Origin of the sequence: Paenibacillus chitinolyticus NBRC 15660 (genome assembly GCF_000739915.1) — a bacterium.
In the GTDB taxonomy this organism is placed as follows: Bacteria; Bacillota; Bacilli; order Paenibacillales; family NBRC-103111; genus Paenibacillus_F; species Paenibacillus_F chitinolyticus.
Genome location: NZ_BBJT01000004.1, coordinates 201,803 through 215,854 on the forward strand (window position 1 = coordinate 201,803; position 14,052 = coordinate 215,854).

Here is a 14,052-nt window from a genome sequence, read left to right on the forward strand (position 1 = left end):
AACAAAAACCTGCCTATCCCGGTTATAAACCGGTTCAGGCAGGTTTTTGTTTGCGGCGCCCGAAGCGCGGGAAATTCCCGCCTACTTGCAGAAGCCGGCTACCGGAATGTCCGACATATGGGCGGATACCGGAATATCGAGCAGGGAGCAGATCAAAGGAGCAATCGCCAGTTGAGGCAGGTAACTGTCCGTGTACACGCCCGGCGTGAACCGGTCCCCGATCGCGACCAGGCCGACATCCCGCTCCGCGTCGCCCGTCCCGCCGTGATGTCCGTCTTCATTCATGCCGTGATCGGATGTAATGAGAATCTGGTAGCCCTGCTCCATCCAGACGGGCAGGAGAACGGCAAGCAGTCCGTCCATATGTAGAGCCTGTCCCCGGTACCTGGCGGAATCAGACGTAAATTTGTGGCCCGCATCGTCGATGTTCATCGGATGAACGTACAGAAAGTCCGGGTTATGCGTCCTGCGCAAGTGCTCGGCATCCCCGATCAGATGGGAATCCGGGTAAGAGTCCTCATAGTAGAACATGCCATGCTGAATCGGCTTGCTCTCGTCGTGCTGAATGCGGTCGGCTACGTAATCGAACGGGGCCGAATTGTACAGCTCGCTCACCCAGTGATAAGCCGCCGCGGCTGTCGTCAAGCCCTGCTGCCGGGCCAGATGAAACACGCTCGGAAAACGGGACAGCCTGACGACATGGTTGGCCGTAATCCCGTTTATGTAACTGGGCGTCCCTGTCAGGAGCACCTCGTAAAGCGGCCTCGAGAGACTCGGAAGCTCCGATTTCACCTTGTACAAGGCCGCTTGCGACTTTTCGACAAGATGATTCAAATAGCCCATGGATGAGAGCATGACGTCGTAGCGCAGTCCGTCCAATACAAGGACAATCGTTTTTGCCATACGTGTACCACCTTCTTTTATGTGGCTTTATGTGATTTCATGTTGTTTTGATCTTAAAAGGTTTTTGAAGCGCTGTCAATCGGTTTATTCAAACCGCGGTGCAGGCTGTCCAGCAGACGGCGGGTTTTATCGCAGCCGTACTCCCAAAACATGATGCCGGCCAAGTTTTTTTCCTCGACATACCGGCACTTATGCTGAAGGGATTCCTCGTCGTCGTAGGTGATAAACGTGCTGCCGTTGAACAGGTAAGGCGCTTTCGCTTCCTCGTCCCAATACCGGACATAGCCGTTTTTATTGATGTAGTCGTTTGCAAGCGTCGTATAATTCGGACCGTACCCGCCCGAGCCTCCGGCGATCTGGTGAAGCCCGTTTGCCGCATCCGGCACCTTCTCCCATTGGCGGGAATAAAAAGCGGCGCCGACGACGATTTTATCCCGGGGTACGCCTGCACTCAGGTACAGGTTAATCGACGTATCTGTGCTGATACGGAACAGATCCCCCGTAGAATTGTAAAGATTCGTATGGTGCCCTGTGAGAACCTGGAAGCCGCCCCGCATGTCGTATGTCATCACCTGAAGAAAATCGAGATACCGGTGCACTTGGTCCATCTCCGTACCGTCCAGATAATACTGGTCGGCCCCCACTGCGATCGTCAGCAGGTAACGGCGTCCATCCTTGCGTCCCTGTTCGTCTATCGCTTCCCTGATCGTTTGCAGAAGCAGCGTGAAATTCCGTTTGTCCTCGGGGCTCGACTGGATGCCTGCGGTGGAGTAGCAGGGATATTCCCAGTCCAGATCAATCCCGTCGAACGGATGCGCTAGGAGGATATTCACGGCGGACTGCGCCATCCGTCTCCGGCCCTCCTCGGTGGAGGCCGCTTCGGAGAATCCGCCCGATCCCCATCCGCCGACAGACAGGAGCAGAACGAGATCCGGATTAACGGTTTTAAAACGTGTCAGCTCATCCAGACAGGCAAGATGATCAATCCGGATTTCATCTTCCCGGACATGGCCGAAAGCCACATTCAGATGGGTCAGCTTGCCGAGATCTTCCCCCGTTACGTCCGGGAGTCCGGCATCGGCGACATAGCCCGCTACTACATAAGGTTTGCTCATTGCGGTGTTTTCCTCCTAATCGTTCTCACACAAATTTTCGAAAATTTGCAAAGCCTCCCTGGCGGACCCCACTTTGTACCCGGACTGGGTGTAACGGATTCGTCCCTTCCGGTCCACAACGAAAACGTGCGGAAAACCGGCCTCGGGCAGCGGACGCTTCGCGTTAAATTCATCCAGGGAACCGTAATCTTCATCCCGGACAAAATGAGTTCCCTCAGGCAGTGCGCCATAACGGGCGGGATCGAATGAAACCGTTCTCCGGTCGCCGCCTACCACCATTATAACGGCTGCTTCCGCTTTAGCATACAAATTGGAAAGCTCTGTAAGCTCACGGATCAGGTGCTTGGAAGGCTCACGTTCCGGTTCGATCCAGGCCGCCAGCACGGCACGTCCGCCCGCCAAATCTTCAAGCACGCAGGTTTCTCCGTTCTCCTCCAGGCTGCCGAAAACGATGCGCCCGTCCACGGAACCGAGCACGGGAACATCGGAAGGAGCCTCACGGAAGGTTGGCGTAAGCTCCGTCTGCCGACCGGGAAGAACGGTGAAATGGCGGAAACGGACCCGCACCGTCCCATCCTTAAGCCGCGTTCCGGACGTCAGCCGGTAGCTGCCGGCTTCCAGTTCCAGCGGCTCCGCGTACAAGTCGCTCTTGCCGTGCGGGAACACGATCGTCCGGTAAAGACCGTCCTCAAGCCGGGCTACGGTGAGGTTCTGGAAGTAGGAAGCCTCCGGGGCGGGCGCTGCGGCGGACTCTTCAGACGCAGCGGAATCTGAATGCACGCCGGTCTCCCGCGGCTCGGTAGCGCCCGGATGCGCGTGCTCGCCGGGCGGGCGGAGCAGCAGCGTCCCTCTCTGCGCTTTGCTTTCTTCCTGCCAACCGGCATTGTTCCATTCTCCGTCCAGCCTGAACTGGGGCTTCTGATTATTCGGATGAAGCCGGGCCGGAATGCCGAGGCTGCGGCAGACGGCGACCAACATAATATCGAGGGAAAGGCGGTCGCCTTTCTTCAGCGCGAAGCTGCCTGCGGCGGAAGCCCGGCCGGGAAGATTCGTCAAATCGTCCCGCACCTCGTATTCGGCGGCAAGACGGCGCACAAGCCCGGACGGGTCTTTCCGGTATGCGGCAGCCTCCTCCGCCGTGAACGCTTCTTCGAACAGCCGCCGGTACGGTCCGATCATTTCGAAGTGCACCCTCGGGCAAAGAATATACGGGACGAACACGTCCTCCTCCCAGGCATCCGCCCATTTCAAGGCGTGCAGGAGATGATCGTCCAGAGTCGGACGGAACGTGTCCAGCATGTCTTTGTCCCTCATGCTTTCCAGCAGCCGCAGAGGCCACTCTCCGTTAGAAGGGCTCCGCTCCAGGAGAAAATCGCGGATTTCCCGGCTGTTCCCCCTGGCCTTGCGCAGCACGTTCCACACCCGCTGCGGAGGAAGACCGAGTTCTCCGGCCAGCTTTACCGCGTCCTGTTCCCCTAGGAACGTATCCTCGAAGTTTTTACGGACCGCGGCTCCCTCCTGCTCCCGTGCCTGATGCAGCTTCAGCATCTCCTCGGTAACCGCGTACAGGGCCTCGCCTTCCCGCTCGGGAGGCGGCACCATGTCGACGTCCAGCGTCCCCGGCGGCTCCTCGGCGTTCCGGATCGTCATTACCAGGGTGGAGCTGCCCACAGCCGAGAGCTTCTCTTCTGCCCATAGGCCGTCTTTGACGGCACGGACGAGGAGATCTCCCCATCCCGTCCTAAACAGGGCAAGACCCTCCGAATCGGTCGCCATGACGGCAATCGGGTACATCTCCGCCATGTTATACAGCTGGAAATGGACCCGCGCGCCCTCAACCGGCCGGCCTTCTTCGTCCTTTACGGCAACGGTCACCGCCCGTACGGGCGCGTACGTTTCCAGCAGGTTGATTTCCGTCAGCCACTCCTCGGCCAGCGTAACCGGTTCCGGTCCCGGATAGTTGGCGTGAACCCGAGTGTTGACCAGCATGGCCCGCCGGGCGGGCGCGCCGAACCAGCCCCGGTCCAGTACCGGCTCGGGCTCGCAGGCGCCGATATAATGCCACTGTCCGTCGGCCCACGCCTCCACCCAGGCATGATTATCGTCGCAGTGGGCCCAGCGCGGCGTGTAGCACTGTCTGGCGGGAATGCCGATGCTCCGCAGCGCGGATACCGCGAGCGTCGACTCTTCCCCGCAGCGTCCCTGCGCGCTTCGCAGCATGGTCAGCGGCGAGATCGTCCGCAGATCGCTTCCGACATAGGTGGCTTTCTCGTGACACCAATAGTTGGTCTCCAGGATCGCCTTTTCCATCGGCAAATGCTTGGTCCGCTCCGCCAGTTCCTCATAAAGAACGCCCCGGCAGTCTTCCAGATTTTCGCTATTCACCCGGAGAGGCAGCACGAAGTGAAGAAACAGATGATCCGGCACCCGCTCGCCCCAAGGTACTTTGGCACGGATTTCAAGTGTCGTGCGGACGTGATTCAGAAACAAGATTCCGTCGTAATCCGCCAAATCGTTTAAGGGCATATACGCGAAAAGAAATTTGAGCGCCCACGTTTCTTCCTCGGTCAGCTTCTGCCGGAACACGCCGAAAAGCTCCTCTTCTTTATTCCGGGCGAATTCCCGCTTGATGTCGAATTTCCTCTGCACTTCCGCCAGCGCTTCGGCATCCATAGAGAAAACAGACAAATCCGGCCTGAGTATCGCGTTCCGTTCAACCTCCGAATCCGCGTTCAAATTCGCTTTCAAAAAGTCGTCTTCAAGGAGATTGACGCTCGGGTTCTCAGCCTCATTCCGGTTCTTAACCGGCTTATTGTTCCGGTTCGGATTGTCATTCGTGTTCGCGTTCATCTGTCTTTCACTCCTTCCACAGTTTTCCGTCCTCGCGGATCACATAGACGGCTTTGCCGTCGGCGGAGGCGGCGCAAATCTGAAAGCTTCTTGCCGTGGTTTCAACCTGCGGAACGATGGTCCATGGCTCACAGCCAAGAAGCTCGCCGACATCGCTTATAAAAACACCCGACCGTTCATAATGATTCCGCTGCCGGTAATACAGCTTCCGCAGCTCCCACTTTACGCGTTCATCGTCCGGCAGCGCGAAGCTCTCCGGCCCGTCCCCGTCCGCAAACACCACATAGCCCCACAGCTCGGGATAATGCATGTTGACGATCCCCATCGGAGACCAGACCCAGTTGTCCTCGGGGTAAGGGTTGCCGCTTTGGGGATCTATCATTTTCCGGTAGGAGCCGTCCACAGTCTCCGTCCGCCACTGCACGCGGGAGAAATTCACACGCCAGAATTCTCCTTGGACCGGCGGGCGGTTCTCAGGCGCGCACTCTCGCAGAGCGGACCACGGCATCGCTACCTCCAGCGTCCATTTCCGGTTGTCCGCGTCCGGATTGTTCAGCTCCCCGTCTATATGGACCGCCGTTTTCAGCCCGCCGATATCCCAGCCGTTGACGGGCGGCCCTCCGTCCCGGTAAGGTTTGACGAGCAGCAAATCCCAGACCGTATTCAAGGCATTCATCTCAAATTCGTAATATTCGTGGGTATCGCCGTCGGGATCGATAAAAATCTCAAAATCGTTGTCGTAAAAAATGACGGAATCCCGCTCCGTAAGCGTCGCCCAAATCTGGTCCTCCGTCAGCTCCGCCGCAAAATAGAAATACCGGTCGTCCCAGAGCATTTTGGCCCGGGTCCGTTTGGACGGCTGCGGCTTGGCGTCTCCTTCGATATCCGTAAAATCTTCCGTCCATTCGGCCGCTTCCCAGAACGGCTTGTCGATCCGTCCGTCAAGCTCCAGCGGCCCGGACGCCCGTCTGCACAAGTAATGCTTGGGCGCAAAAACGATGCGTGGTTCCGGCACTCCGCTTAACGCCATGCCGATCACCCCTTTCTCTAAGTGGATACAACTGTTCCGGACAGGGCCGCCCTACTTTTTGGACAGCCGGAACACGATTGCCTCGGGCACTTCCTTCTCGCGAATAGACTCCGGCAGGCGGACGGTAATTCCTTTTTCGGTCAGCCGGTAATCCAATGGCATGTCCATGCCCAGCAGCTCAACCCGGGCAAAGGAATCCCGGAGGGGGATGCATATCTCCGCCTCCATCGGCGACTGTTCCCGCTCGACCAGACAGAAGGCGTAAACGGTCTCCCCCTTCCGCGTGAAACGCCAGCTTCCTTCGGAATAAGGCTCGCAGATGCGCGTTCCGTAAATGGCTTCGCCGTTTACCTTCAGCCACGCCCCGAGTCCTTTCATCCGGGCCACAGCCGTCTCCGGCAGCCTTCCGTCCGGCTGAGGTCCGACGTTGAGGGCCAGGTTGCCGCCCTTTGACACGATCTCGATGAGGAGATGGACGAGCTGGCGGACGGTTTTATACGTGTCCTCATACCGGAACGAGAACGATGTCCCCATCGTGATGCAGCTCTCCCACGGGACGAGCAGGGGGCGTTCCGGGAGCGTCTGCTCGGGGGTGATCAGGTTTTCGTACGGTCCCCCGACGGTCCGGTCCGCGCAGAGCAGCCAGGGCTGCAGCTCGCGCGCCTTTTCCACCGCTTCGCCGAGCCGGATGTCCTGGTTGTTGGCCGCGTTCACCCAGCCCGCGTCCAGCCACAGCATGTCGATGCGCCCGTAGCGGGTCATAAGCTCTTCGATCTGCTCGTGCGTGAACTTCACGAACTGCTCCCACAACCAAGGGTGTTCCCGCGTGTCGTAAGAGGTCCCCCGCGACGTGCGGCCGCCCCGTTCCATGCCCGGAGCCCAGTAATAGGGCGAGCGCCAGTCCGCCTTCGAGAAGTAGGCGGATATCGCCAGTCCCTTCGCCCGGAAAGCGTCGAACAGCCTGCCGCAAATATCCGCATGCCGGTGGGCATGGAACGGGCAGTCGGGATGCGTCACACGGTAATCCGTCGTGCGGGTATCCCACATGCAGAAGCCGTCATGATGCTTCGTCGTAAAGTTCAAGTACTTGAAGCCGCTGTCTGCGGCGAGTCCGGCCCACAGCTCGGGCTGAAAGCGGAGCGGATTAAACGTGCGGTTCAGCCCGAAGTATTCGCGTTTAAGGTCTTCCGCGCTCACGTCCCAGTCGATTCCGTCCCGGGACCAGTCCGCATCCGCGTCGCTCAGCGCCCACGACTCCACGACACCAAGCTGGGAATACGGTCCCCAGTGCATCATGAGCCCCAGCTTCTGGTCTTGGAACCACTCCAACCTCTCCAGCAGCGCAGGATCTTCCGGTTTAGCCCAGTCCTCCTCCCGGCTGTAATTGTGCACGCCTTCCACGACGGCCGGAGCCGCCCCTTCTTGTGTCTCTGCGTTCATCTCACTCATCACGTAACCTCCAAGCAAGCCGAATATTTTTTTGTAATCCCTTTCATAAATCCTACGAACTGCCCTATGAATCCGCTGTTTTTTTGGTATGATTATGGATATTCCTTTCAAAACATCATGCAGAGGCTAAATCATTCCGAAACGGGAGGGAGCAATAAATGAAATCCGATTACTTTAAATCGAAGCTTTTTATGCGATATATTTGGTCGTATTTGTTCATCCTGCTTATTCCGCTGGCGTTCGCGACGATCTTTATTTACCGCAGCGCCGTGAGCAATCTCCAGTCCGAAATCGAGCAGTCTCACCTCAACCAGCTCAATCAGACGAAAACCATCATCGACGGCAGGGTCAAAGAATTGATCGAAATCGCGTCCCGGATTTCTTATGACGAACGGCTGACGCTTTACAAGGTCCACGACCCTTATTACAGCCGGGAAGCGATCAGCGCGTTGGACAACTACAAAGCGACCAGCTCCATAATCGGAGATCTGTTCCTGTACTATCACGACGACGATAAAATTTATTCGTCCTTCGGCATGTCAGGACTGGATGTGTTTTCGGACAAATACAGCTTCCACAAATGGACCCAGAACGGGCTGCGGCAGGATTTGAATACGCTTAAATTTCCAAAAATGCGTCCGGCGGACCTCGTCAGCCAGCCGACATCCCTGCAGCAGTCGATTCTCGCTTACCTGGTGCCGATTACGCCCAACAGTCCGGCCCCTCACGGGACCGTGATGTACTTTATTCCGGAGTCTGAACTCACCGGCCTGATCGATTCCATTCTCGGCAGCTACCGCGGGCTGACGTACATTTTTGACAACAACGGGCAGGTCCTGACGAACAACGGAAACGAGGAATCGCTGACGGCCGGCGACCTCGGCGCTTTGTTCAAGCTGCCTCCGGGCATTCACAATCAGACGTTAAACGGGCAGTCCCACTCCGTCGTATCCGTGAAATCCGATAAAAACGGCTGGACTTACGTCACACTGATGCCGAGCGCCCAGTTTTTCAGCAGCGTGCTGCATGTGCGCAGCTTTATTATTCTGCTGGTGTCCATCGTCGTGATCGTCGGCGCCGCCCTGGCGCTGCTGCTTGCCCGGATGCAGTACCTGCCTATCTCGAACCTGGTCCATTTCGCCAGCTCCAAATCAAGAAGCAGCCGGACTTCGGGCAATGAACTCGAGCGAATCCGGATTTCCCTGCAGGAGCACAGCACCCGCGCGGATCTTCAGGAGCCTTACGCCCGCAATCACGCCCTGCTCATGCTGCTTAAATACGGGCAGACCAAAAGCCTGTCGGCCGATCTTCTCGAAGCTTTCGATCTCAAATTCGACCATGACTGTCACTTCGCGGTGGTAATCGGTTTTGACAAGCGCTCTCATCTGCACGACAGCAAGGATGACTGGCAGACGATGATTCAGCTTTTTGCCGAGGTCGATTTTCCCGGACTTGCCGCCAGAGCTTACAGCGTGGAGCTTCCTCAGCCGAATCAGCTTGCCCTTGTCGTCGGGTTCGATCCCTCCGGTCAGACGCCTTTCGGTCAAATGCAGCAGATCGTGGAAGGCATCCGGACCCACCTGCTAGAGCTGTTCGATGTCTCGCCGGTCATCGGGGTCGGAACGGCTTATACGAGCCACGCGCATTTGAACCAGTCGTACATCGAAGCGTGTTCCGCGTTCGAATCGAACATTTTGACCGTTCATGGAAGCGTTACCTTTTTTGAAAAACTGTCCAATGCGCCGGAGCGCAGCACCTTCTGGATTCCCGGCAACGTGCTTTTGAAGCTGTCCCAAAGTCTGAAACAGGGCAGCTATGACGTATCGGAGCAGACTCTTCAGGAAGCGCTGAAAAACTTGCCGGCAGCCGGACTGAGCGCCCCCCATCTGCGGCTGATTCACTACGACATCCTGACGACCCTGCTGAAAACCGCGTCCGAGCTCGGTATTCATGGTTTGACGCAGGACGTGCTGTCCAAGCTCAACTTCAATTCATCCGAGGAGTTTGAAGCCATCTGCCTGGACCTCGCCGGACGGATATGCTCGCAGGTCGAACGGGACCGGACGAAGGAAGAGCACTCCCTCATGGACCGGATCGTCGGGTACATCGACAATCATTTCATGGAGCATACGCTCAGTCTGGAGGTCGTATCCGCCGAATACGGGATCTCGCCTTCTTATCTCAGCCGGACGTTCAAGGAGAAGACCGGCATCAATTTTATCCAGTATATCTGGCAAAAAAGGATGAACGAAGTCATGCATCAGCTAAAAACGACAAACGATCCGCTCAAAGAGATCATCGTCCGCGTCGGCTATCTGGACACCCCCAACTTCATCCGCAAATTCAAAAAGGAAACGGGCTATACGCCGGGGCAGTACCGGACGCTGAACACGTCGGGCGAGCATGCTTAACCCGAACGCACGGTGGCACGGCGGCGCGGTGATCGGCGTCACATGACGGCGGTCAACCACATGGCGGGTCCGCTTCGGCCAACCGCTGTACAAGGCCGGAACACGAGGCAGAAGATCCTCGAATGGGGTTCCGCTGAACGTGCGGCAGAAAGTTGGGCTCCCGGTCCGGCAGGCCGTATACCCGCATCCTTGAGCCGGCGGCAGCCCGGTGATGCCCGGTGATGCCCGGCGATGCCCCATGAATGCGGCTTCTCCCCGCCGCCTTGCCCGCAGGCCCGCTCCCCGATTCATCGGGGGCGGGCCTGCTTATTGTGGCGCGCAAGGGCAGCCGGCGTGTGGCGGCGATCGTCCGTCTGACGAAGGAAGAGAAGCCCCGGCGAAACGCCCGGTGAAGGACTGCCGCTCCGCATGAAGCTGCTTCCGTGGTGGGCATCAGGCAGGCTCTACTTCTTCCCGCTGCCCTCGTTCCAGCGGTCGTACGCCGCCTGATAGATGCCCACGATCTTGTCGCTGCCCATCTTCTTCAGTTGGCCCGCATAGGCATCCCAGTTCGCCAGCGGTTCCTGGCCGGTTACGAACTTCGCTTCCATCTGCTTGACGTACGTATCCAGATCGGACTTAAGCCGGGTCACTTCCGCCTGTTCTTCTTCCGTCAGGAAGACGCTCGGGAACGGAATTTTGGCGATCGGCGTCAGCTTCTCTTCGTTTTCCTTGTCGAGCCATTTATCGAAATCGGTTTTCAGCCCTTTGGACAGCTCGCTGCTGGCCGCTCCCGGCACGAGAATGCCGTAATTCGGCGTCAGCGTGCCACGGTATTCTTCACGGTCGCCGCCGCCCGGCACGGGCTTCCACTCCTTCACGTGCTTCTCCTTGTCCGTGTACTTCCAGAGCACATCCTCCGGACCTTGGGCGAACAGCGTGCCGCCTTCGTATCCGTACATGTAATCGACCCAGCGCATGGCCGCTTCCGGATTTGGGTTGCTCTTCGTGATGGCGAACGTTCCGTTGGAGGAAATGCCCGGGTGTTTGCCGTAAACGGGTGAATCCGGCACTTCGCTCTTGAGCGGCTTCATCATCGGGTTGCTATCGTCCGGCTCCGTGCCCATCGTGAAGTAAGGGTAGTAATCGTTGAACAGCGCGACGCGGTTGTTTTTGCCTTTCGCTTTCTTCTGTTCGTCGGTTTGGGAGAACGTCTCGTGATCGAGCAGGTTGTCTTTCCACAAGCGGTTCAGGAACGTCAAATACCCTTTGTAGCCTTCCTCCTGAGGGGTATAATGGACCTTGCCCGCTTTGTCGGCATAAATAACCTCGTCATAGATGCCCCAGAATCCGAGGAAAAACATCCGCAAGTCGTCGAGTTTAACGGAAGTCAGCGGAATCTCGTCTTTCTTGCCGTTGCCGTTCGGGTCCTCGCTCTGCACGCGTTTGAGGTATGCATAGAGCTCTTCCGTCGTCTCCGGCAGCTTCGTAATACCCAGCGCCTTCAAGAATTTGCCGTTGTACCACATCGGACTGCGGTACCAGACCGCCGACAGGTCGATCGTGCGGAGCGCGTAAATATGGCCCGACGGCGTCGTCATGTTTTTGCGGATCTCCGGATGCTCGTCAAGAATTTTCTTCAAGTTCGGCGCGTAGTTATCAATCAGGTTTTCAAGAGGAAGGAGCACGCCCTGGCTGCCGTACGTCACCTGCTCCGCCGGCTTGATGTCCGCCCCGAAGAACACGTCCGGCAGACTGTCGCTGGCGAACACGAGGTTTTTCTTCGATTCGAAACTGTCGATCGGCGCGTTCTGGTACTGCATCTTGATGCCGGTCAGTTTCTCCATCTCCTGCATGACCTGCATTTTGTTCCAGTCCTGCACCCCGACATCGGGAGCCATCAGCGTCATCGTCACCGGTTTATCGACAATCGGGAACCCGTCCTTTTTCACTTCGGAGGCGTTTTTGCCGGTTCCCGCTTCCCCGGCTTTATCGGCGGAGCCGCAGGCGGACAGACCTGCTATCACAAGCGTAAGACCGAGCATAAGCGAGCCTGACTTCAACACTTTTTTCATAAATAAAATCCTCCCCTTATATGGTGTATGGCAAGATCAGCCCTTGACGGAACCGATCATGACGCCTTGCACGAAATAGCGCTGCAGAAACGGATAGATCGCAATAATCGGCAGCGTGGACACGATGATAACGGCATATTTGACAAGCGCCGCAATCTCGGCTTTATTGTTGAGCGCGGATGCCGTCGAGGCATCCAGCGAGCCGCCCGTCTGGGCGGACATCTCCTGCAGCACGAGAATCTGGCGCAAAATCAGCTGAAGCGGATACTTGGATTCTTCATGCAGATAAATGAGCGCCGAGAAGTAGCTGTTCCAGTTGCCGACTCCGTAAAATAGCGCCATGACAGCCACGATGGGCATCGAAAGCGGCAGGATGATTTTCAGAAACATCCGCATATTCGTGCAGCCGTCGATCTGGGCCGCTTCCTGCAGTTCCTTCGGAATAGAGGTTTGAAAAAACGTCCTCGACACGATGATGTTCCAGATGGACGCCGCAGAAGGCAAAATGATCGCCCAGATGCTGTTCATGAGCCCGAGGCCCTTGACGAGCAGGTACGTGGGCACAAGACCGCCTCCGAAAAACATCGTCACCATAAACATACCCATAAAAAAGTTGCGGCCCACGAAATCTTTGCGGCTGAGCGCATACGCAGCCGGAATCGTCACGAGCAAGTTAACGGCCGTCCCGATTACCGTATACAAAATCGTATTGGCGTACCCCATCCAGATTTTCGTGTTGGCAAAAACGATCTGGTACCCTTCGAACGTGAGCCCTTTCGGGAACAGCCACATCTCGCCCGAGCCGACATACTTCGGATTGCTGACCGAAGCGCTCAAAATATAAATCAGGGGATAAGCCACCAGAATCAGAGCAATCGCGACATAGACATACGTGCTGATCAGGAACAGTTTATCCCGCGCCGTATCTTTAACGGTCGAGCTCATCCGGTTCCCTCCTTTCTTTTACCATAAGCTGTTCTCGCTGGTACGGCGGACAATCTGGTTCACGGTCACCAGCAGCACGGCGCTTACAACGGAGTTGAACAATCCGACCGCCGCCGAGAAGCTGTACTGGGCGTTGACCAGGCCCGAACGGTAGACGAAGGTGGAAATGACATCCGACGCCTCCATGTTGAGCGGATTTTGCAGCAGCAGGATTTTCTCGAACCCGACTCCGAAGAGGCTTCCCATATTCAGGATGAGCAAAATGGTCATCGTCGGTACGATCGTCGGGATATTAATGTGCCGGATGCGCTGGAATCTCGAAGCGCCGTCGATGATGGCCGCCTCGTGCAGCTGCGGGTCCACGCCGGACAAAGCCGCCAGGTAAATAATCGTTCCCCAGCCGGCGCTCTGCCACACCCCCGAGAACACATACATCGTTTTGAACCAGTTCGGGTCCGTCAAGACCTGTGGGGCCGTGAAGCCCAGCTTCTCGATCAGATGCACCAGAATCCCCGTGGACGGCGACAGGAACGTAATGATCATTCCGGCCATGACGACAACGGATATAAAATGAGGGGCGTACGTCACGGTCTGCACCATCCGTTTGAAAAATCCGTCCCGCACTTCGTTGAAAGCGAGCGCCAGAAGAATCGGAATCGGAAACCCGACGGCAAGATCGTACAAGCTGATGCTCAGCGTGTTCCACAATAGATCCCAGAAATAATACGACTCGAAAAAATGGACGAAATGATCGAATCCGACCCAGGGGCTCCCCCAAATTCCTTTGGTAGGAATAAAATTTTTGAAGGCGATCAGGATGCCGTACATGGGCCCGTAATGAAAAATAAGAAAGTAAAGAAACGCCGGGGCGATAAACACGTACAGTTCCCAGTTTAAAACCATCCGTTTCCAGACCGGCTTCTTCTCTGTGCCCGCTTCCGGGCGCCCCGCCGTGCCTGTCGTGCGGATGCTTGCTTTTGCCTGCATCGTATCACTCCTTTCCGCTTGGTTTTGGTAGCGTTTTCAAAAGTGTATCCCCACGGGCTGAAGTCCGTAAATATGTCATTTTCAATCCCTACACCATTCGTGGCGGACTGCTCCGTTAGGGAGTAAATTCGCGTTTTCCGGAATTTGGATAACAAAAAAGACATATTCTTGGCGGGATTCGCCCGCTTCGGGCTCTCCTCACGCAAAGATAACCAATCCTCCCCAAACAGGCGGTTGGTTATTCTTGTTCTCCGCAGACGCACGTCAAAAACCACATCAATCCATCGCCTGCTGAATGTGAGATACTG

Annotated in this window: 10 protein-coding genes; 2 read left to right on the forward strand and 8 right to left on the reverse strand. The window is 56.8% G+C overall.

Annotation, left to right across the window (positions count from 1 at the left end; translation table 11 throughout):
- Positions 1–81: 81 nt before the first annotated feature.
- From PCH01S_RS10915 to PCH01S_RS10935, 5 genes are read right to left on the reverse strand one after another with little or no spacing between them, the layout of a single operon-like run.
- Positions 82–903, reverse strand: a complete 822-nt coding sequence (locus PCH01S_RS10915; RefSeq protein WP_042229217.1) for an alkaline phosphatase family protein — start codon at positions 901–903, stop codon at positions 82–84.
- A 53-nt stretch (positions 904–956) separates the two neighbouring features.
- Positions 957–2,018, reverse strand: a complete 1,062-nt coding sequence (locus PCH01S_RS10920; protein ID WP_042229219.1) for a glycoside hydrolase family 18 protein — start codon at positions 2,016–2,018, stop codon at positions 957–959.
- Positions 2,019–2,033: 15 nt separating this feature from the next.
- Complete coding sequence (locus tag PCH01S_RS10925) at positions 2,034–4,868, reverse strand: transglutaminase domain-containing protein (protein WP_174446800.1); 2,835 nt, start codon at positions 4,866–4,868, stop codon at positions 2,034–2,036.
- 7 nt (positions 4,869–4,875) lie between these two features.
- Positions 4,876–5,898, reverse strand: a complete 1,023-nt coding sequence (locus PCH01S_RS10930) for a carbohydrate-binding family 9-like protein (RefSeq protein WP_042229220.1) — start codon at positions 5,896–5,898, stop codon at positions 4,876–4,878.
- A gap of 51 nt (positions 5,899–5,949) precedes the next feature.
- Positions 5,950–7,347 (reverse strand): alpha-L-fucosidase, encoded by a 1,398-nt coding sequence (locus PCH01S_RS10935; protein WP_042229222.1) that lies wholly within the window; start codon positions 7,345–7,347, stop codon positions 5,950–5,952.
- 158 nt (positions 7,348–7,505) lie between these two features.
- Between PCH01S_RS10935 and PCH01S_RS10940 the strand changes: the two genes are divergently transcribed.
- Together PCH01S_RS10940 and PCH01S_RS30400 are read left to right on the forward strand one after the other, a co-directional pair.
- The gene (locus PCH01S_RS10940) at positions 7,506–9,758 is read left to right on the forward strand and encodes a helix-turn-helix domain-containing protein (protein WP_042229225.1); all 2,253 of its coding nucleotides are present in this window, start codon (positions 7,506–7,508) and stop codon (positions 9,756–9,758) included.
- A 242-nt stretch (positions 9,759–10,000) separates the two neighbouring features.
- A complete protein-coding gene (locus tag PCH01S_RS30400; RefSeq protein WP_156972815.1) occupies positions 10,001–10,150 on the forward strand; it encodes a hypothetical protein in 150 nt (49 codons plus the stop codon).
- Positions 10,151–10,201: 51 nt separating this feature from the next.
- Here PCH01S_RS30400 and PCH01S_RS10945 read toward each other — a convergent pair whose 3' ends face one another.
- Genes PCH01S_RS10945 through PCH01S_RS10955 form a run of 3 tightly spaced genes read right to left on the reverse strand, consistent with a single transcriptional unit; the run spans position 10,202 to position 13,744 of the window.
- The gene (locus tag PCH01S_RS10945; RefSeq protein WP_042229228.1) at positions 10,202–11,812 is read right to left on the reverse strand and encodes an extracellular solute-binding protein; all 1,611 of its coding nucleotides are present in this window, start codon (positions 11,810–11,812) and stop codon (positions 10,202–10,204) included.
- A gap of 36 nt (positions 11,813–11,848) precedes the next feature.
- The gene (locus PCH01S_RS10950; protein WP_042229231.1) at positions 11,849–12,757 is read right to left on the reverse strand and encodes a carbohydrate ABC transporter permease; all 909 of its coding nucleotides are present in this window, start codon (positions 12,755–12,757) and stop codon (positions 11,849–11,851) included.
- Between the two features lie 18 nt (positions 12,758–12,775).
- Positions 12,776–13,744 carry an ABC transporter permease gene (locus PCH01S_RS10955; protein WP_042229234.1) on the reverse strand — a complete coding sequence of 323 codons (969 nt, stop codon included), beginning with the start codon at positions 13,742–13,744 and terminating at the stop codon, positions 12,776–12,778.
- Between the last annotated feature and the right edge of the window lie 308 nt (positions 13,745–14,052).